The sequence below is a fragment of the Sulfurovum sp. XGS-02 genome, assembly GCF_023213175.1.
Lineage (GTDB): Bacteria > Campylobacterota > Campylobacteria > Campylobacterales > Sulfurovaceae > Sulfurovum.
Map to the genome: position 1 here is coordinate 1,443,194 of NZ_CP093312.1, position 20,058 is coordinate 1,463,251.

A 20,058-nucleotide genomic window follows, 5' to 3' on the forward strand; every position below is an offset into this window, starting at 1 on the left:
ATTAAATTAAACTATATCATATCATTATAGATATTGCAAGGTTTTTTTTAAAAGGTGATCACTTTCCACTCTTCCTTTAGTGCAGAGGTGAGCAGTTCTCCGGTATGGATCATATCTATTCCTAATAAGGCCAGCTTCTCAGTAACACCGTATTCATCACTGCATACCACACAGCATGAGAGTGCAACACCCGTTTGTTTGATTTTAGATACCATCTCCTGCAGCTCTCTGTTTTCTGCTAAAAGTTTTGCCGAAGGTCCCCATATCATTAAATGGGCTTTGTCCCAGTATCCTCTGGGAAGAATGACACTTGAGTAGAGCAATACCATCTTTTTGGCTACCTCTATCTCGGCACTGCTCCATACAATAAGTAATTTATCCATAATGATTCCTAACAATGTAATGGTTGTATTATAGTATTTTTGAGAAGATTACAAAAGGGAGAAGATCAGTAAAAAAAGGCAGTACGTAAATCACATACTGCCATAGCAATTAATGTAAGAAGTGTCTTACCGTAGTAAAGTAAAGAGAGATACCGTGTTCATTGGCAGCTTCGATCACTTCATCATCACGGATTGAACCACCAGGTTCGATGATCGCTTTTACCCCTGCCGCTGCTGCTGCATCGATAGAGTCACGGAACGGGAAGAAGGCTTCAGAGGCCATAGCAGCTCCAGATACATCTAGATCCATCTCTTTGGCTTTTTTAAGTGCACACTGAGCAGCATCCACACGACTTGTCATACCCATACCTACGGCTACCATCGCAGAGTCTTTGACATAGACCACACAGTTAGATTTTGTAAGACCTGCCACTTTCCATGCGATCTCCAGGTCTTTCATCTCTTGTGCTGTGGCCGTCAGTTCTGATTTTTGTTCTGCATTGTGTACTTCACCGTCACAGATACAGTCTGCATTCTGATAGACAAATCCGCCATCCACATGTTTGAAATCATGGCTGTCATTTGACATAACAAGTTTCGTACCACCCTGAGCAAAGAGTTTAAGACGTTTTTTCTTTTCAAATATTTCCAATGCTTCCGCATCAAAATCTGCTGCCATCACCACTTCAAGGAAGATCTCATTCATCTTCTCTGCAAGCTCTTTGGTAACCACACCATTCACTGCAACGACTCCACCAAACGCAGATACTGGGTCACATTTGAGTGCTTCAGTATATGATTCTAGAAGTGTATCTTTGATAGCAAAACCACAAGGGTTACCATGCTTTACGATACATACGGCATTCTCATCACCAAAACTTGATGCGATCTTCAGTGCACCGTTGACATCATTGATATTGTTAAAGCTTGCTTCACCTTTGACCTGTTTAAAGTTGTTTGTAAAGTGGTTATCAAACTCATAGAGTGCACCCTTTTGGTGTGGGTTCTCACCATAACGTGTCTGGAACGACTTTTTACCTGTGATAAACTGATACTCACCAAAACCGTCATTGAATCTTTGGTTCATATAGTTTGCGATCATAGCATCATACGCAGCCGTATGCTCATAGGCTTTAATCATCATATCTCTTCTGAACTCTACGGTGTTTGTATCGTTTTTCAAGTTATTGAGTACCATGTCATAGTCTGCTACATCCGTCACAATGATCACACTGTCAAAGTTCTTCGCAGCACTTCTTACCATCGCAGGACCACCGATGTCAATGTTCTCAATGATCTCTTCAAAATCATCCGTCTTTTCAATCGTAGCTTTAAATGGATAAAGGTTCACACATACAAGATCAATCCCCTCAACGCCAAGCTCTTTTGCCTGATCCAAGTGAGACTGTTTATCTCTTCTGTGTAAGATACCACCATGAATATATGGGTTAAGTGTCTTGACTCTTCCCTCAAAACACTCAGGAAACTTTGTCACTTCATTTGCTTCGATCACTGCGATACCCGCATCTTGAAGTTTCTTATATGTACCACCCGTAGAAATAATCTCATAACCTAACGCTACCAACTCTTTGGCAAAGTTCTCTACACCGCTTTTGTCACTTACCGATATTAGTGCTCTCATTTTTTCTCTCTTTTAAACTTTTCTTTACATTTTTATGTCACTTTTCACTGAGTGTGCCGATGTGAAGGCGCACATAGTGCGAAGCATGCGTCGTAACATCGAAGCACACTTGAAAAGTGACGCTTTTTTGTCTACTTTTTTCTAAAAAAAGTAGAAATAAAACGCTCATCCCCAAAATAAAATTAGAAATGCATACATCAATCCAAAGAAATAAACTCAAGTATGCACCCCAAGGGCACTTCCTCGCTGTACTCACAGCGCATTCCCACTCAGAAGAGTGGAAACAAAAGGAAGTATGTTACAGATCCTGCTCAATCGTACGAGCAAACGTATTAAAGTAAAGATCTTTCACTTTCTCTAAAGAAAGCTCTACATCATTCACCTTCACACTCTCTCCGCCAACTGTACCGATATTGGTTACTTTAACTCCCAATTCCATAGCCATACGAACCACATCCTCCACATTCTCAGAAGAAACTTCTAAAATAGCTCTGCTTTGAGACTCATCAAAGATATACTTACTATCCTCTAAATCGATCTCAGCCTCTACACCTTTGTTAGAAACTGCTGCCATTTTAGAGAGTGCTATAGCTATACCACCGACATTCACATCTTTGGCAGACTCCAACAATCCTTTTTTATTGGCTTCGATCACAAGTTCCCACAACGCAAGTTCAGATTGATAATCAAATGTCGGTAAAGATCCTGCTGTTTCACCATGCAGTGCTTTGATATAAAGAGAACCGCCGAACTCGCCTTCTGTTTCACCCACAAGAAGGATCTGACTTCCCTCTTCCTGGAATGCTGAAGGAAGAACTTTGTTTTGATCCTCATTAAGTCCTACCATCGCAATCGCAGGTGTAGGGAATACAGAGACCCCATTGGTTTCATTATAAAGCGATACGTTTCCACTGACCACAGGTGTGTTGAGTTCAAGACATGCTTCTTTAATACCCTCACACCCCTGAGCGAACTGCCACATCACTTCCGGGTTTTCCGGGTTACCGTAATTCAGACAATCCGTGATGGAGAGTGGTCTGGCTCCCGACATTGCAACATTACGTCCGGACTCAACGACTGCAAGTGCAGCACCCTTTTTAGGATCGATGTAGCAGTAACGCGGGTTACAGTCAGAACTCATCGCCAAAGCTTTTCCGTTCTCTTTGATACGGATAGATGAAGCATCTAGAGTTCCCGGCCCCTTCGTCGTATTGGTCTGTACCATAGAGTCATACTGGTTGTATACCCAGGCTTTATCTGAGACCTCGATGTTTGAAAGGAGTGTTTCATAGGCTTTTTGATCATCTACTGCCGGATAACTCTCTACAGTTTTGGCATTGACTTCATCCAGGTACGCAGGTCTTGCTACAGGTCTATCCAGTACAGGTGCCTCTTCACTCACCGGAGCGATAGGCATATCTGCACACTTTTCACCATGCCACATCAACTCCATACGTGCCGTATCTGTCACTTCACCAATCACCGCTACATCCAGTTCCCATTTTTCAAAGATATCGATGATCGCCTGCTCACTTCCCTTTTTCGCACAAATAAGCATACGCTCCTGAGATTCAGAGAGCATAAAGTCATAAGGCATCATTCCCTCTTCTCTCGCAGGTACTTTGTCCAAGTGCATGATTAGACCTGCACCTGTCTTACCAGCCATTTCAAAGGCTGAAGAGGTAAGCCCTGCCGCACCCATATCCTGGATACCTACGACATGGTCTGTCTTGAAGAGTTCCAAACATGCTTCAAGAAGCAGTTTCTCTGTAAATGGATCACCCACCTGCACCGTTGGACGAAGTGATTTGGACTCTTCAGTAAAACTGTCAGAACTCATCACAGCTCCACCAAGACCGTCACGTCCTGTTTTAGAACCGACATACATCACAGAGTTTCCTATACCAGATGCAACACCCAGGAAAATCTCATCTGCTTTTACCAGCCCTAGAGAGAAAGCATTCACAAGAATGTTCCCATTATAACTCTCATCAAAACTCACTTCACCACCGATTGTAGGCACACCCATACAGTTACCGTAAGATCCGATACCGTCTACCACACCGCGAACCAGGTGTCTTTGGTATTTTGCAATGTCACTGTCACCGTTGACTGTACCAAAACGCAGCGCATTAAGGTTTGCCACCGGTCTTGCTCCCATGGTAAAGATATCTCTCAGTATCCCGCCTACACCTGTCGCAGCTCCCTGAAAAGGCTCAATAAATGACGGGTGGTTATGACTCTCCATCTTGAAGACAGCTGCCATACCTTCACCTATATCGATGACACCTGCATTTTCACCTGGTCCTTGAATAACCCACGGTGCTGTTGTCGGGAAACCCCTGAGGTATTTTGTACTTGATTTATAGGAACAGTGCTCAGACCACATAGCAGAAAAAATACCGATCTCTACGATATTAGGGTGACGACCGTCCAAGATACGCAAAATATCCTGGTACTCTTCTTTGCTGAGTTTGTGGTTTTTTAAAACTTCATCTAGATTTTCAATAGGCTGTGACATAAATAGTGTCCTTTTAGGGGGTGAAATAAGGCTCATATTTTACTCAAAAAGTACTAAATAAGTGATAAAAAGGTAGAATATTTTACTACAAATTAAAGGTGATAAATGGACAAGATTTTACAGATGCTACTGCTTCAACAACAACTCAATGATGCAACCAATGGTGAAGGTTGGGAAAAAGGTATCACCAAACACGGGAAACACATTGACTGGAAACGTTGTACCTATTTGGAGTGTGCAGAATTAATAGAGTCTTACCCTTGGAAACACTGGAAAAATATAGATGCCCAACCTGATTATGCAAACATTCAGATAGAAGCTGTGGATATTTGGCATTTCATTATGTCACAGGGACTCGAAGACTACAAGATGCAAAATCTTGGGAGTATTGAGACTTTGGCTGCAAATATCAATGCATTGCCGAATTTTCAAACATTTACAGCTGAGATCACACCTACAACGAAAGATCATTATGCACAGATCGAAGTGGTGGAACACTTGATGAGAACGATCTTCTGTGATGAACCTACAGAAAAATTCATGGAAGCATTTATCGATGTGGCCGTACAGTCCGGACTCAACCTAGATGCATTGTATAGACTCTATGTGGGGAAGAATATCTTAAACCAGTTCAGACAGGACCACGGCTATAAAGAGGGTACCTACATCAAAATATGGAATGGTGAAGAAGATAACGTTGCGATGCAACGTGTTCTTGAAGCTAATGAAGATGTGACGCCAGATGGCCTCTACCAAGCATTAAAAGAAGCTTATCCGAAGGGATAAGTAAACAGGGGGGCTACTCGACACTCCTGGTCAGATCCTGCTCCACGACTTGATTTCCAACTACACTCACTTTCGTGGCTATACGGATATTTTTCATACTCTCATACCCACACTCTTCTCCACATTTCACCGTACCTATCAGATAATAGCTTCCCGAAGGTACGCCATAAAAGGCAAAATTTCCATTTTGGTCTGACGCAGTGAATTTTAAATAGTTAAAGAGTCTAGGATCCGCTTCCTGCATCTTATACCCGCCTAAATAACTCTCTTCATACCACTGTTCAGAATAACTTGTGATCGGATTGAGGTAGAGTCGTGTACTTGCTCCCAATATACGTCTATTATAGTAATCCTTCACATAAATGGTACCCTTGATGGTTCCTTTACCTGTTCTAGCCAAACGATAATACTCTGATTCAGGGAATTCAATACGTGCCATTTTATTCTCTTCACCATCTTCGGTGATCATCATTTCAGATTCTGTAAGGTTATCATCGGACATATTGACATCATCTGCGCTACTATAGTTAGCCCAAAAATTGCTATTTTGATTAAAATGGATATCTCTCTGTACACATCCTGTAAATAAAGACATTGCCATCAGTGACATTATGATCATAGTGCCTAGTTTAAACATTTTATACCTTCATTTATAATTTCGACATTATACACAATTAACTTTACTATCGTCTATGAACAATGTTTCTTCTCACGCAGCTTTTCTAGAAAACTTTTTGCATTCTCATCACCGGAAAAAGCAGCCTTTTGGTACCAGAATGCTGCCTTTTTACAACTTTTTTTGACTAAATACCCCTTACGGTATCTCTCTGCTAAAGAGTGTTGTGCCTCAGCTTCACCCTCTTTAGCAAATCGATGCAGGTGCCTTACTTTTCTTTTTTCACCTTTATAATACTTGACCGTATTCAAGATGAACCAGATCGTAAAAAGGAACAAAGCTAACAGTATATAAAGCTCTACATTCTCCAGATCATTCAAGTACTCAAGCATCTCTATCCTATTTTCCTAAACAGAACTCACCGAACATTTTATCCAGTATCTCTTCATTGTCATACGGTTTAGAGATCGATGAGATAGACTTGACCGCTTCTTGCAAATGGTAAGAAAAAAACTCCAATTCTCCAAGCATTAAAGGTTCTTTGGCTTCTTGGATAGAGGATTTTGCTTTATTGACGGCTTCGATCTGTCTGGATGAGATGAGCATGAGCTCTTCTCCCTCTCCGATGCTGTCAAAAAGGCGTTCAAGTCTTTCTGTGAGTTTCACAAAAGCTTTTTTTGCACTGACCTCCAATACCTCATAGGCATGAAGTTTCCCAGTATCAAAAACGCTATCAAGATCCGATTTGTTCAGGGCAACCACGATATGTTTGTCTTCTACTGCTTCCAGAATAGAGAGTATCTTTGCATCTTCCTCATCAAATGGTCTTGAGCTGTCAAAAAGTGCAACAATGACATCCGCATCCTTCAGGGATGAGAGTGAGCGTTCTATCCCTATCTTCTCTATCGTATCCTCTGATTCACGTATCCCTGCGGTATCTACCAACCGTATGATATGTGAACCGATACGGACCTGCTCCTCGATCGTATCTCTGGTCGTACCTGCGATATCGCTGACAATGGCCCTGTCATACGAAAGCAGAGCATTGAGCAGAGAACTCTTCCCTACATTCGGTTTCCCCACGATCGCAACTTTGAAACCTTCTATCAAACCTCTTCGTCTGTGACTCGCTTCAACGATCTGTTCTATCTGCTCTGTGAGTGCATCGAGCTGTGTAGATATACTGTTCATGATGTCATCAGGGATGTCCTCTTCCGCATAATCTATCATCACTTCAGAGTAGGCCAAAGATCTTAAAAGTGCATCCCTGCTCTCATCCACAAAGGTTTTGAGTTCGCCTTTCATTTGCTTAGCCAGGATCTTAGCCGCATCTACACTTTTGGCTTCTATCAATTTTGAAATGGCCTCTGCCTCTGTCAGGTCTATCTTTCCGTTGAGAAATGCACGCTTGGAGAACTCGCCGGGTTCTGCAAGTCTTACGCCATAAGAGGTGATGGTATCGAGTATCTCCTGCGCAACGATCATCCCGCCGTGACATTGAAACTCTACGACCTCTTCACCTGTAAAACTGTTCGGTGCAGCAAAGTAGATCATGATCGCATGGTCTATCAGTTCATTGTTATAGTTATACAGAGAAGTAAGGTGTGCGTGTCTTGGGGTAATGTTTTCTAAATGAGATATCTTATGTGCAATCTCCAGTGCAGCATCTCCGCTCACTCTAATGATAGAGATAGAAGAGACACCATGTGCAGTGGCAATAGCGGTTATCGTGTTATGCATGGGACTTATTATTATTAAATTCGTTTATGACAACAAATTTTTTACCTTCTCTGGCTGTTTTGACTGCCACATACTTATCGGGGAATCTTTCACGTAACTGTTCGAGTGCAATTTGTACCAAGATGCCGTCAAGGAAACGTGTTTTACCTTTCCCCTGCTTTTCAACATGTTCAATGACCGGCTTGATATAATTACGTATCATCTCCTGCTGTGTCGTTAAGAACTCTGCGATCTCCAGCTTAATAAAGAGTTCATATTTTGCATGCAGCCAGTTAAACAGCATATAAGAGAGTGCATTATATCGGTATCCCTCTTTACCTATAAGCAGTGCTGCATCCTCACCATCGATGAAGATCAGTGCTGTATTGTCTCTAACATCCACTTCAACCACATCTATATCAAAACAAGAGTGGGAAAGCAGCTCTTTGAGTTGATCTTCTATCATCAGTGCCAACTCATCATAGACAACTGTTTCTTCTTCAAACGTTTCAAGGTCATCGCTATAATGATCAGCTTCAAAAAAGCTATCGACAATGGCATCTTTTTCAATTTCAGGTTCAATATGGGTAGCTTGTTCTTCTTTGACGGCCGCTATGATTTCAGATGCAACATTCTCTTCCGCAGTCGGAAGAGGAGATGCTTCTTTTTTCAGTTCATTTTTTGTATGCGAAGAAGCCGTTTTTTGGCATGTTGCTACAATGATCGCACTTTTTTTCAAAAGGCCGAGGAACCCTTTGGAAGGATGCTGTATCACTTCAGACTGAAGTTCAGAAACAGAACAGCCCAACATTTGAGAAGCTTGCTGATACGCTTCTTCCAATGTCGGTGCTTCAACCTTTTTCATCACCTAGTCCTTTGTTTTCTTGTGCGCTGCCACTGCTAACGCTTTTTGTTTTGCATACATATGGTTGATAAAGTATTGTTGCGCGATTGTAAACAAGTTGTTTACTAACCAGTACAATACAAGACCAGATGGGAAATAGATAAAGAATACTGTCATGATCACAGGGAACCACTTAAAGATCTTCTCCTGTAACGGATCGGTAAAGTTACTTGGCGTGATCTTTTGCTGGAACCACATAGATGCACCCATTAAAACAGGAAGTACAAAATAAGGGTCCATCACTGCAAGGTTCTCTATCCAGAGTATCCATCCGGCACCTTGTAGTTCATCTGCATTTAAAAGTACACGGTAAAGCGCAAAGAAAACAGGAATCTGCAGAAGAAGCGGTAGACATCCGCCCATAGGGTTTGCACCGTGTTTCTTATACATTTCCATCATCTGCGCATTCATTTTTGCAGGGTCACCTTTATACTTCTCTTTGATCTCTTTCATCTTAGGTGCCAGGTCTTTGAGCTTGTTCATAGACATCATCCCTTTGTATGAAAGAGGGAACAGTACAAACTTTACAAGCAAGGTAAAGAGGATGATCGCCCAACCCCAGTTACCCACATAGTCATTGATCCAGAGCAGTATTTTGAAGAACGGTTTTGCAAGAAATGAGAACCATCCAAATTCGATCGCGTCTGTAAGTTCAGGATGGATCGCTCTGAGTATTTTGTCCTCTTTGGGTCCGATGTAGGCATTCAATGCTAATGTATCTTCCCCCTGTACAAAGATAAGAGGGTCACCATTGGCCTCTTTTAAGATAGAAACATTCATCCCCTTTTCAAAATCGAAGAACATTGAAGCAACATATCTGTCAAAAGCAGAGGCTATTTTTGCATTTTGGAACTTTTCATACCCTTCAGCATCGCCGTCTTCGATCGTATTGATGATATTATCCGCTCCTTTTACCAATGCCCCTCTTACCAGCATATACATAGACTCATCAGCTACCGGTCTGTGTCCTGGTGTAATGAAGTATGGTGTAGGTGAAGAAGTTGTCACTGTTACATGATACTCTCCGGTAGGCTTGAAAGTGATCTTTTTTGTCACGGTCACAGAAGAGAGTGTTTGTGTCAAAGTCACTGTTTGAGGACCTTCACTCACATCTACCGTTTTACTTCCACTGTTCACATAAGGGGTTTTAAATGCTTCTTCATTCAATGCAGCATCTGAAAATCTTACTTCCAGAGGTTTGACTTCATTCACACCTAAAATTTTCAGATTGTTACCATCTTCATCATGATACTTCGCTTCTAAAAGTTCAACTTGAGAGATACGTCCGTATGCATCCACGGTCATGATAAAGTGATCAGATTTTACTGTGATCAAGGCTGTTGATGCCGTTTGAACCGGAGCACTGGCTGCTGTGGCTGTTGAAGCACTTGGTGCGGCTACATTGGTACTGGATGTTTGATCTACCTTAGGCGTTTGATGTGCTGTATTTGTTTGTTCTGTGGTTTGTGTAGGTTTTTCAGGTGGGAAAAAATAGCTATATCCTATAAATACAAAGAAAGAAAGTGCCAGTGCCAGAAGAAGTCGTTTATTTAAATCTTGTTGTTCCAAAATTATGCCTTTTATAATATATCAACGATAGTATAGTGTTAAATGTGTTAAAAAAAGGGTATATCCTATAACCCTATGGTTGCAGTACACTTCTTTAGTGCATGTAGATACGCCTTACGGGTCACAGTGTAGTTTTCTTCGATAAGCGCAGGTTTTGCAACTAATACGTAACTACCTTGAGATAAGAGGTCTATATTTTCGATGAAATGTGCTCTTAACAAACGTTTTGCTCTGTTTCGATGAACTGCATTTCCAATTTTTTTAGAGGCAACAAAACCTACTTTATACTCATTACTTCTTTTAAAGAAAAGTACAAAATAAGGTGTATGCCATGTTTTTGTGGCGTGTTTATACACGCTGTTAAACTCTTTACTGGTTTTGATCCTAGTAAAATGTTTTATAGAACTGATGGTTGTATACCAGAAGTATTATACAGATAGTCTTTTTCTACCCTTAGCTCTTCTTGCAGAAATAACTTTTCTACCGTTTTTAGTTTTCATTCTTGTTCTGAATCCGTGCGTTCTTTTTCTTGGTGTGCTATGAGGTTGGTATGTTCTTTTCATTCCGAATCATCCTTAATAAAATTTTACCTGCATTCCTGCAGTTGTTATAGTTGGACGGGATTCTACTGTAAAATCCCTTAAAACCTACTAATTATTGCAAGCTTCTGAAAACAATTTCATTAGACTTATTCGACAGTTTACTTTTTGCAAACGTTTCAAGCAGTTTAAGTATCACTTGTTTCGGTGTATAGTGTGTTGCTCTTACTTCCAGTTCAGTACAATAGACATCTGAACCCTCATCTGACTGGATTTTTCCAATCAGTCTCTCTGCAAACCGATATCCTCCATCAACTTTGGTATCTTGACAAAGCATCACGTAGAGCGGTTCCTCTTGATCGATTTCAAATAAAATATCGGTTTCACGCTTCTCTCTCTCCAATAAGGTACTGAGATCTACATCTTTCGCTGTCAATAGCATGAGCACAAATGCCTGTTGATTCTCATTCTCCATAAGATAATAAATAATATCGATCGTAGCTTCTAATTTATCTAACATTTTAACCGCAAGTTGGATCTCCTTACCGTTAAATCTCAAGCCTTCACTACGATTGTCATTTTCCCTTGCACCCATACTAATAGTTCTCCTTCCTATCTCAACAAATTATTTGTTCCATTATAACAAAATATTTTGTATTCTATTGTTATAATTTCTCATGAACAATATATACGATACTTTACCATCTCCTTGTTGGCTCTTGGAAGAAGAGAAACTGCTTAAAAACCTTGAGGTGATCTCACAGATCAAAGAACAGAGCGGCGCGAAAGTACTGCTTGCTCTCAAAGGGTATGCATTGTGGAAAAGTTTTCCACTCATTAAACCTTATCTTGACGGATGCTGTGCCAGCGGACTGCATGAAGCCAAGCTTGCGGATGAAACATTCTCCAAAGAGGTACATACCTACTCTCCTGCCTTTAAGGAAGAGGAGATCGATGAGATAGCCAAGATATCACACCACCTGGCCTTTAATTCCCCTGCCCAGTTCCGCCGGTTTGCTTCGCAGGCGAAGAAGATCAATCCGAAACTCTCATTGGGACTGCGTGTCAATCCGGAATATTCAGAGTCACCCAAAGAGATATACAATCCTTGCGGACTCTACTCCAGACTCGGAACAACCGTGCAGAATATGGATGATGCCATTTTAGACGATTGTGATGGTTTGCATTTTCATGCACTGTGTGAGCAAGGGAGTGATGCCCTTGAAAACGTACTCAAAAACTTTGAAGAGAAGTTTGCTGCCTATATACCGAAAATGAAATGGATAAACTTTGGCGGAGGACATCATATCACACGTGAAGGGTATGATACACAGAAGCTTATCGCGCTTATCAAGGATTTTAAAAAGAGATATGAGGTAGAGGTCTATCTTGAACCCGGTGAAGCCATAGGATGGCAGACCGGGCCACTGATCACCACGGTACTGGATATCGTACACAACGGTATGGATATCGCGATCCTGGACTCTTCCGCCGAAGCACACATGCCTGACACGATCATCATGCCTTACCGTGCTGATGTACGTGATTCAGGAGAAGCTGGAGAAAAGGCACACACCTATCGTCTGGCAGGAAATACCTGTCTGGCTGGAGATATTATGGGAGACTACAGCTTTGATGCACCGCTTAAGATAGGAGAGAAAGTCATCTTTGAAGACCAAATGCACTATACCATGGTCAAAGCCACGACCTTTAACGGGGTGAAGCTTCCCTCTATTGCCATTCAAAAACTCGATGGCACGATAGAAGTAGTACGTAACTTCGGATATGAGGATTTTAAACAGAGACTTTCTTAGACCAAGAGGTTTAAAAATCCCTTTTATAGAGTATATCATAGGATTGTGACTCTTCACTTACACCTATCACACTCTCCGTACGTTTCCCGTGTTCATATTTGAGTTTTACACTGGAGACCTCATCATTGACATAGATGATCGTGATCTTATTGGTCAACTTTTTACCTACCTCTATACTTTTGCCCTCACCCAGCACAAGATGGTCCAGCTGCACGCCCAGGTCTGAAAGGGCTGACTTTGCCATAGCACCTCCCATCATTTTCATCATATCTTCACCGCTGTTCGTACCGGCACCAGCCTCTGAATCAAATAAAATGATCGACAATATCTGTTCTTTGGTCAGTGAAGGTTTGGAAGTGAAATGGATATTGGGCATATCGGCTGAACCGGTGATCCTGATAGTGATCAGATGATTCAGAGATTGATAGGTTACACTTGCTTCAAGCAGAGGTTTGTTTGGATTGCCCGTAAAGTGCACATAACTCTTATCCAAAATAAACTTCTTACCCTCGAAAGTATAGCTTCCGCCTTTCAGTATCTCTACTGAACCCAAGAGCATTAACTCTGACTCTTCTGCCTTATAGAGACTCAGATCCACAGCAGCTTTAATATCTACATTGCCTTTTTTATAGATAAGAGGTTTTTTTGTCTTTATCTGTACGGAAGTACTGAGTCCATCCATAAATGGACTTGTTTTTTTCTCTTTAATATCTTGAACGATGATGATATCACTGTCAGAAGCATAGGTCTTTTGGCCCAGGTCATAGTGTATATGGCCACCTAAAAGAGTGATCTCTCCATTGACCGATGTTTTGTTCCCATCCAGCACTGTCTTAATATCTATATCACTCTCCAGATCGACGATCTCATGTACGATATGTAAGATATCTGCTTCCGCTTCGATCGTCCCTTTTCTGGCTTTTAGATCATATGTGCCCACCACCTTCAGTTCATCATTCAGCCAAATAGGTTCCATAGTTACATTTTGATCGTTCAAAAATATCGTTGAGGGTTTTGTAGAATAAAGTTTTTGCCCCCCATATGTCAAAGCATAACGGTTCAATACAATTTTTTCATCCTGCAGGTTCACTGCCAGATCTATATCATTGACGATATGTTCTGTTTTATGGTCTGGTTGGTAGCTGATCTGCGGTGATCTCAGTGCAATATCGATAGTTTTCATCTCACTCAGTATTACAGATAGCTCTCCACTCCCTTTGAGTACAGGTATATCCCCAAGCGTATAGACACGTTCAACACTCTCTATCAACGCATTGAGAGAAGTGATCTTGGTCTCTACTGTTATTTTTTCTTGAGGCATACCGTTCACACTAGCATGTAAACCGCCTAATGTAACTGTTCCTTCTACGTGAGTGCTGTTCATATCATACACTGCATTCGCTTTCACACTGCCTGCTGTAACGACAGTCTCTACACGCTTTCCTAAAAGTTCGATATCACTTTTGACAGGATCCAGATGATCCCACTTTACAGATCTGTTGTACGTACGCAAGAGTGACTCTTTGGGTATGTGTGTCACGGTTTTTACCTGCAATCTCTCTTTAAAACTTATGTTCGCATCGATATTCACCATATTGGAATCTATTTTCGCATAGGCCATCAGCGAACTGTTATTTTCAAAACTGATAGGTGCATCTATCACTATATTGGCTTTTGTTTGGTTCAGTTCTGAAGGAAGCGCTATAAATTCATTAAGCAGCAATGGTTGCTTGTTCTCTAAATGTAATGTAGCCTTTTTGAAATCAGGGGAGATAAATGTGCCTTGTAGATTGTCTGCTTCTATCTCTGTTTTAATGCTCTGTCCATCACCTTTGTATCTGACTCTTAAGTGATGAAGCGGTTTAACAAATTTTTGATCTATCCCCGTGAATTGATCAGCCTGTATCTCTCCGCTGTAACTGATCTGCTTATCCATCGTAAAAAAGTTGGTCACCAGAACATCTTTTGCATACGGTGTTGTGAGCACTAGATCACTCTTGGACTGCAGAGTGTTTTTTTCGATATCATAGCTTGCATGTACATGTAAATGATTGATATCAAGATTAAAATCATTGATGCCGGCCTTTAGGACCTGTTCCATCTTTATTTTCAGATCAGAACTTACCATAGATCGTGAGACATTGAGATCAACAAAAATATCCCCCACCGCTTCTCTTCTTATAGGCAGGTCATAGAGTTTAAAGAGTGCCTTTTTAGGTTTAAAATCCACTTTTCCGATGAGTTTATTGTTCTTCACTTTCGTCTTATAATAGATATCACTGAGATTTGTACTGCTATGCACATTCAGGTCAGCCTTTTGAAGTAGAAGTTTTTCAACATCAAAAACAGCATCCCTTCCGCTTACATTGAACGCTTTCGAATCTACAGGGCCATAGACAAAAGGAAGTGTATTGATCTTTACTTTGTCTAAATGTACCCATTTGGGCATCCATGGGATCACCGGTCTGTCTTTACCGGTATTCTCTTCCTGTGTAACTACAACATCACTTTTATTACTTTCATTACTGTCCGGAACAAAAAGTGCTTGCAGTGCAAGCGTGTCAACCTCTTTTATGGTCAATTCTCTTACATGAAGATCTCCATCTTTCAAACCTGCCTTCAAAGTGATCTTTGTCACATTAGAGTCCACCTGCAGAGCCAATGCACGTACATCCATACTATCACTGCTATACAGTACATCCTTTACATCCAATATCACATTTGAGATACCTATCCCCTGTTCAGAAAAAGGTTCAAGACTCAGTGAAGCATGGTGCACACTTATGTCTATTCCCAAAGATTCAGCAGTACTGTTTTCATTGCTTTGATTATTTTCTGCAGATGAGAGAGAAGCGATCAGTGTTTTGATCGTATCCACATTGGCTTTTTCTATCTGAAGCGTATTCACAATGATCGTCTTCTTAAAGAGTCCGGCAGGGTTCCATTTCAGCGTCAGATGTTTAGCCAGCGGATCTCTATTATATGCCAGATCCTCTATCTTCACTCCCGTCAATACATTTCCATGGATACGGCTGTAAGAGATGTTGTAATCAGGAGCAAAGGTATCGGCCACTTTCCTGACAACAAACGCTGAATTGACGATAAAATAAAGAGCGAGTCCCATCACTATAGCAGTTATGAGTAGATAGATAATGATCTTTCTCATCCATAACAACGGTCTGTAAAGTGATGAATACTTCAAAATGATTGTCCTATTTGAAATGAGATACCATACTGTGAGAAATCATTGACATTGAAACCTACATCCAGTTTAAAGGGGCCTATAGGTGTCATATACCTGGCCCCTACACCTACAGCTGAAATGATCTCTCCTTTAAAATTATAACTTTCATCCGTCAGCATAGTATTGTCCGTAAAAATGGCACCATACACATCGCCCCAAACCGGGTAATCCGCTTCCAAAGAGAGATTAGCCATGCTTGAAGCCCCATAGATACTGTCTTCTGTAGGAGAGAGGATCACTCCCAGTTCTCTAAATCCATATGCACGGTTTGAGTATGCTCCTCCGCCAAAAAAATACTTCGATTCAGGCAAGCCGTTCTGCGTTGAAACATCCACTATCCCCACCTTTCCTACAGCAGCAAGTGTAAGGTCAGAGAATGTATGGATGATCCTGCCTTCAAATAAGGTCTTCAAATAGACACTGGCTTCCTCATCATAGGAGAGGCCGAATTCAGCGTAAGCAGAGAGGTAATATCCATATTTTGGGTTGAGTTTGGAATCTCTGGCATCGTAAAGAAAATCCACATAAGGATATAAAAGTGGGAAATTACCCTCAGTGACAGCTTGTGATAACTCAGTACCAGGAGCAAGATTTAATTCGGTGATAATAATATCTTCCAATGCAACACCTGCTCTCAATGTTACCCTTCCCTCTTCATGCTCCAGATATGCTCTGACAAATGTTTTCTCTTCTTTGAATCCATCGAACTCCAGGTTTGAGTATCCCAACCTTCCACCCAGATCAGTATTGTAACCAAGGATATCCATAAGTGCCGGCTTAAAATACGTGACCATAACCAATTGCTCTCTTTGTGACAGGGAAGTTTTGAAACTTAAGCGCTGCGCATCTCCTAGAAAGTTGTGTTTGGTGATCTCACCAAGCACACGCATTCCTACATAGGTATCATAGCCTGCACCTGCTTCCAAATGGTAGGGTTTTTCCATCTCTGTAAAGGTGATATCTACTGGTACAACATTGTAGAACTTTCTATCTACATTGATAAGTACACTGTCAAAGGCATCCAGTCCATAGAGTCTATTGGATGTATCCTGTATGCGATCCGTACTGTACCGCTCACCCTCTTTGGCTTTGATGCGTGACCTGATGACATCCTCATCTATGGTCTCCAACCCTGAAGTAGTCAACTTTCCAAACGTACATATGCCGCCTTTGCGTAGTATGTAACGCAGATCAACGGTATGCAGATCCAGGTCTACATAGGCTTTCGTGTCCAGGTCATAACTGCAATACCCCTCTTTGAGTAACTGTGCGATGATCTTACTTTTGATTTCTATAAAGGTTTCAGCTCTAAAGATATCACCCTTTTTCATGGTGACCAGCGAAGAGATATTATAGTCACAGGAGAGATTGATATCTCTCACCCTTACAGGTTCATTTTCACTGATGGTCACAAAGATGGTCGTGTTGGTCTCTTGAATGGTAAAATTGGCATCATAAAACCCTTCTGATTCATAAAAGCTTTTGAGTGAGGGTCTTAAAGAGGGAATCAGTTTATCTTTTATACGAGGGGTATCATCTTTCCAAAATTGGAAAAAACCTGGTGTTGTCACACCCAAGGCATCTTGCAGATCGGATTCCTCGAAATGTTGTTGTCCGGTAAGATGTATCTCATGGGTAGGCAATTTGATCTCATCAGCACCAAGTAAAGTGAACATGCATATCATCATAAAGACTATACATTTATGCAGCATATTTTCTCCTACTGATATACTATATCCAACTTCTCTTTAATCCAATAAATCTTTCACACTCTCCAAAGGATCTTTCCCCTCTTCTATCATGGCATAGACCTCTGCTGCGATAGGAAGATAGATCTCTTTCTCTTTTGCTATTTTATAGATGGCTTTAGCGGTCGGGACACCCTCTGCTACTTCACCCAGCTCTTCAAGAATCTCATCCATACGCTTACCTTTGGCAATGCCAATTCCCACACGGTAGTTGCGCGAGAGAGTAGAACTTGCCGTAAGGAAAAGGTCGCCTGCTCCGCCCAGAGAGAGAAATGTTTCTATTCTTGCACCAAAAGCTTCCCCAAAACGTGTCATTTCCACTAAACCTCTGGAGATCAGTGCTGCCCTAGCGTTATTTCCCAATCCTAAGCCATCACAGACACCACCCGCAATGGCAATAACATTTTTATAGGCACCCGAGATCTCTGCACCTATGACATCATCATCCACATATCCTTTAATGAAATCTGGCAAAGCATCTGCGTAGGTTTGTGCCAGTTTTGCATTTGTAGAACTAATCTTCAGTGCTGTAGGAAGTGACTGTTGTACTTCTGCTGCGAAGGAGGGACCGGAAATGAAGGCCAGTCTGTCCACAGAGACGAACTCGCCATAGACTTCATTCAAAAATGCACCTGTGCTTGTCTCTATCCCTTTGGCAGCAACAAGTATCTTCTGTCCATGATCCACAAAATTCTCTTCCATCCAACCACGAACAAACTGTGCAGGAATCGCTATTACAAGATATTCGCACTTTAACGCTTCACTCATAGGCACAAAATTCTCTATATTCTTTGTATGCCTGGATGAGATCACCACGTCATTCTTCTGACTATAGGCATGATATAGGGCTTGTCCCCATTTTCCTGCACCTATAATTGCTATTTTCATTTCTGTACCCTTTTTACATTATTTTCGATCATTTCTACAAACTGTGAGGCACTTTCATCATACATATCAAAGATCTTGCTCACCCCTGCCAAAAGCAGTTTTCTATTGTCTTCTTTCGTATCAGAGAGTGCCACGATTTCATCCGTAAATCCATTGGACCGAAGCGTAATACTGTAGTAGACATTCAACGCTTCATCATTCATTGCACACACTGCGATCCCATCCTTTATATCCGGCGTTTCACTGCTTTTTTGATCGATGAAGATGACGTTGGTAAAACCGTCATCTTTGGCTGCTTCATAACTCTCATTCCCTATCTCATAGATCGTGACTTCTATCCCCTCTTCTTTAAGCATTTTACAGATATGGTCACTCTTATGGGTATAACCGAAAAAGGAGATACTTTTCTTCTCCTCTTCACTGTGCTTCTTCAAATAATGAAAAGCTCTTGTATCTATCACATCATAAGGTTCAACCAAACCATCTACTTTTGTCGCTTCATACTGTCGCTGTAACTCTACTTGGTTCATACGTGCATAGACGACAGAGTTTGCCTCTATACTTTTTGCATTGAGTATAAAGTAGATATTATTGATATCAGAACTGCTTAACGTCAGCATCGCGACGATATTTCCTCTTTCATACAATGTTTTCACCATCTTTGCACTGGAACCATCTGCATGTATCACTTGATAGCCATCCTGTTGTGCTTTATTCGCTTTGTCTTCATCATCTTCTATGATCACTGGTTCATATATTTTCTGTATTTTGAGTTTCTTTGCGATTGTTGTTCCCAAATGTCCATATCCATTGATAATGACAACATTATGCATCTTATGTACATGATTGATACTGTCCTGGTTACGCAGTTCACTAAATCTTTCAGAAAAAGCAGACACCATCACAGACGTCACAAAAGAGATCATAGCGATACCAAAAACAATACCGAACATAGAGACCACTTTACCCAATTCCGTCACAGGTGCGATATCACCATACCCCACGGTAGAGATGGTCACTAAAGCCCAATATATAGCATCTAGATAAGAATCCAACGCTTGATTGATACCAAATTCAAGCAGATAAAAGATGGAACCAAAAGTAAAAGTAACGCCCAAAAGCATATAGCCCAAAAAAACAAATTCAAAACGTTTTTTAAGCAATGCATTAAAAAGGCTTGATGCCCCATGCATGTAATGATAGAGTTTTAAGAGTCGCAAGATCCTGAATTTCGGGAAGATCGCTATAAGATCGATCAGTGCCGGGAGGGAGACCATATAGCGTAATTTGGATCTTAAAACCACCCAGTACTTCTCAGAACTGCTGGAGTCAGAAGATGATGAGACCAGATACTTATGGATATCATGGCTGATCCACAATCTCAGCAGATACTCCACAGCAAAGATAGCTGTCACAAAATAGAGATCGAACTCGACAAGCCACTCAGGGATCTTATCTGTTTTACTCAAAATGAGTATCGCAATAGATAGCACAATAAGCATGATCATAAATGCATCAAAGTACTTTTTATAGGGGTAGTTTATATCTTCAAGTAGTGAACGAAAAAAAGATTTTATCTTTTGATAGCGTACAGAACTGTCTATCTTATGTGAGAGTTTAACGATGAAATCATGCATATGTTCCTACCTCCCAAAATGTACATCCCATGGTGAAGTACCATGGAT

17 protein-coding genes are annotated in these 20,058 nt (G+C 41.1%); 2 read left to right on the forward strand and 15 right to left on the reverse strand.

Translation table 11 applies throughout. The features are described 5' to 3' along the window. Positions 1-47: 47 nt before the first annotated feature. The 3 genes from MN086_RS07135 to purL form a co-directional block, all read right to left on the reverse strand. Entirely contained in the window at positions 48-383 is a 336-nt protein-coding gene (locus MN086_RS07135; protein ID WP_248575328.1) for a DsrE family protein, read from the reverse strand. A gap of 109 nt (positions 384-492) precedes the next feature. Continuing rightward, positions 493-2,025: a bifunctional phosphoribosylaminoimidazolecarboxamide formyltransferase/IMP cyclohydrolase gene (gene purH / locus MN086_RS07140; protein WP_248575329.1), complete on the reverse strand. Its 1,533-nt coding sequence runs from the start codon at positions 2,023-2,025 to the stop codon at positions 493-495. 298 nt (positions 2,026-2,323) lie between these two features. Next, positions 2,324-4,546, reverse strand: coding sequence for a phosphoribosylformylglycinamidine synthase subunit PurL (gene purL / locus MN086_RS07145; RefSeq protein WP_248575330.1), 2,223 nt, complete (start codon positions 4,544-4,546; stop codon positions 2,324-2,326). A 105-nt stretch (positions 4,547-4,651) separates the two neighbouring features. Here purL and MN086_RS07150 point away from each other — a divergent pair, with 105 nt between their 5' ends. Next, on the forward strand, positions 4,652-5,332 hold the full coding sequence (locus MN086_RS07150; RefSeq protein ID WP_248575331.1) for a dUTP diphosphatase: 681 nt from the start codon (positions 4,652-4,654) through the stop codon (positions 5,330-5,332). Between the two features lie 13 nt (positions 5,333-5,345). Here MN086_RS07150 and MN086_RS07155 read toward each other — a convergent pair whose 3' ends face one another. From MN086_RS07155 to MN086_RS07190, 8 genes are all read right to left on the reverse strand, one after another. After that, on the reverse strand, positions 5,346-5,969 hold the full coding sequence (locus MN086_RS07155; RefSeq protein ID WP_248575332.1) for a carboxypeptidase-like regulatory domain-containing protein: 624 nt from the start codon (positions 5,967-5,969) through the stop codon (positions 5,346-5,348). A 53-nt stretch (positions 5,970-6,022) separates the two neighbouring features. After that, the gene (locus tag MN086_RS07160) at positions 6,023-6,340 is read right to left on the reverse strand and encodes an SEL1-like repeat protein (RefSeq protein ID WP_248575333.1); all 318 of its coding nucleotides are present in this window, start codon (positions 6,338-6,340) and stop codon (positions 6,023-6,025) included. Between the two features lie 7 nt (positions 6,341-6,347). Continuing rightward, positions 6,348-7,688, reverse strand: a complete 1,341-nt coding sequence (gene mnmE, locus MN086_RS07165; RefSeq protein ID WP_248575334.1) for a tRNA uridine-5-carboxymethylaminomethyl(34) synthesis GTPase MnmE — start codon at positions 7,686-7,688, stop codon at positions 6,348-6,350. Continuing rightward, the gene (locus MN086_RS07170) at positions 7,681-8,532 is read right to left on the reverse strand and encodes a Jag N-terminal domain-containing protein (RefSeq protein ID WP_248575335.1); all 852 of its coding nucleotides are present in this window, start codon (positions 8,530-8,532) and stop codon (positions 7,681-7,683) included. Before MN086_RS07170 ends, mnmE begins: the two co-directional genes overlap by 8 nt. Positions 8,533-8,535: 3 nt before the next feature. Then, entirely contained in the window at positions 8,536-10,140 is a 1,605-nt protein-coding gene (gene yidC / locus MN086_RS07175) for a membrane protein insertase YidC (RefSeq protein WP_248575336.1), read from the reverse strand. 65 nt (positions 10,141-10,205) lie between these two features. Next, on the reverse strand, positions 10,206-10,550 hold the full coding sequence (rnpA, locus tag MN086_RS07180) for a ribonuclease P protein component (RefSeq protein ID WP_371875220.1): 345 nt from the start codon (positions 10,548-10,550) through the stop codon (positions 10,206-10,208). Between the two features lie 18 nt (positions 10,551-10,568). After that, the gene (gene rpmH, locus MN086_RS07185; protein WP_223891047.1) at positions 10,569-10,703 is read right to left on the reverse strand and encodes a 50S ribosomal protein L34; all 135 of its coding nucleotides are present in this window, start codon (positions 10,701-10,703) and stop codon (positions 10,569-10,571) included. Positions 10,704-10,794: 91 nt separating this feature from the next. Continuing rightward, positions 10,795-11,274: a hypothetical protein gene (locus MN086_RS07190; RefSeq protein ID WP_248575338.1), complete on the reverse strand. Its 480-nt coding sequence runs from the start codon at positions 11,272-11,274 to the stop codon at positions 10,795-10,797. An 82-nt stretch (positions 11,275-11,356) separates the two neighbouring features. On the opposite strand from MN086_RS07190, the gene nspC reads away from it, so the two are divergent. Continuing rightward, complete coding sequence (gene nspC, locus MN086_RS07195) at positions 11,357-12,493, forward strand: carboxynorspermidine decarboxylase (RefSeq protein ID WP_248575339.1); 1,137 nt, start codon at positions 11,357-11,359, stop codon at positions 12,491-12,493. A gap of 10 nt (positions 12,494-12,503) precedes the next feature. Here the strand turns inward: nspC and MN086_RS07200 are convergent, their stop codons facing one another. From MN086_RS07200 to MN086_RS07215, 4 genes are all read right to left on the reverse strand, one after another. Continuing rightward, a complete protein-coding gene (locus MN086_RS07200) occupies positions 12,504-15,695 on the reverse strand; it encodes a translocation/assembly module TamB domain-containing protein (RefSeq protein ID WP_248575340.1) in 3,192 nt (1,063 codons plus the stop codon). Then, the gene (locus MN086_RS07205; RefSeq protein ID WP_248575341.1) at positions 15,692-17,413 is read right to left on the reverse strand and encodes an autotransporter assembly complex family protein; all 1,722 of its coding nucleotides are present in this window, start codon (positions 17,411-17,413) and stop codon (positions 15,692-15,694) included. The genes MN086_RS07200 and MN086_RS07205 overlap by 4 nt, the downstream gene beginning before the upstream one ends. A 72-nt stretch (positions 17,414-17,485) precedes the next feature. Continuing rightward, complete coding sequence (locus MN086_RS07210) at positions 17,486-18,373, reverse strand: NAD(P)H-dependent glycerol-3-phosphate dehydrogenase (protein ID WP_248575342.1); 888 nt, start codon at positions 18,371-18,373, stop codon at positions 17,486-17,488. Continuing rightward, complete coding sequence (locus tag MN086_RS07215) at positions 18,370-20,010, reverse strand: NAD-binding protein (protein WP_248575343.1); 1,641 nt, start codon at positions 20,008-20,010, stop codon at positions 18,370-18,372. The genes MN086_RS07210 and MN086_RS07215 overlap by 4 nt, the downstream gene beginning before the upstream one ends. Between the last annotated feature and the right edge of the window lie 48 nt (positions 20,011-20,058).

Excerpts from the sequence above, each read along its gene's own strand:
- MN086_RS07135 (WP_248575328.1), bottom strand. The coding sequence starts at position 383 with ATGGATAAATTACTTATTGTATGGAGCAGTGCCGAGATAGAGGTAGCC.
- purH (WP_248575329.1), bottom strand. The coding sequence starts at position 2,025 with ATGAGAGCACTAATATCGGTAAGTGACAAAAGCGGTGTAGAGAACTTT.
- purL (WP_248575330.1), bottom strand. The coding sequence starts at position 4,546 with ATGTCACAGCCTATTGAAAATCTAGATGAAGTTTTAAAAAACCACAAA.
- MN086_RS07150 (WP_248575331.1), top strand. The coding sequence starts at position 4,652 with ATGGACAAGATTTTACAGATGCTACTGCTTCAACAACAACTCAATGAT.
- MN086_RS07155 (WP_248575332.1), bottom strand. The coding sequence starts at position 5,969 with ATGTTTAAACTAGGCACTATGATCATAATGTCACTGATGGCAATGTCT.
- MN086_RS07160 (WP_248575333.1), bottom strand. The coding sequence starts at position 6,340 with ATGCTTGAGTACTTGAATGATCTGGAGAATGTAGAGCTTTATATACTG.
- mnmE (WP_248575334.1), bottom strand. The coding sequence starts at position 7,688 with ATGCATAACACGATAACCGCTATTGCCACTGCACATGGTGTCTCTTCT.
- MN086_RS07170 (WP_248575335.1), bottom strand. The coding sequence starts at position 8,532 with ATGAAAAAGGTTGAAGCACCGACATTGGAAGAAGCGTATCAGCAAGCT.
- rpmH (WP_223891047.1), bottom strand. The coding sequence starts at position 10,703 with ATGAAAAGAACATACCAACCTCATAGCACACCAAGAAAAAGAACGCAC.
- MN086_RS07190 (WP_248575338.1), bottom strand. The coding sequence starts at position 11,274 with ATGGGTGCAAGGGAAAATGACAATCGTAGTGAAGGCTTGAGATTTAAC.
- nspC (WP_248575339.1), top strand. The coding sequence starts at position 11,357 with ATGAACAATATATACGATACTTTACCATCTCCTTGTTGGCTCTTGGAA.
- MN086_RS07205 (WP_248575341.1), bottom strand. The coding sequence starts at position 17,413 with ATGTTCACTTTACTTGGTGCTGATGAGATCAAATTGCCTACCCATGAG.
- MN086_RS07210 (WP_248575342.1), bottom strand. The coding sequence starts at position 18,373 with ATGAAAATAGCAATTATAGGTGCAGGAAAATGGGGACAAGCCCTATAT.
- MN086_RS07215 (WP_248575343.1), bottom strand. The coding sequence starts at position 20,010 with ATGCATGATTTCATCGTTAAACTCTCACATAAGATAGACAGTTCTGTA.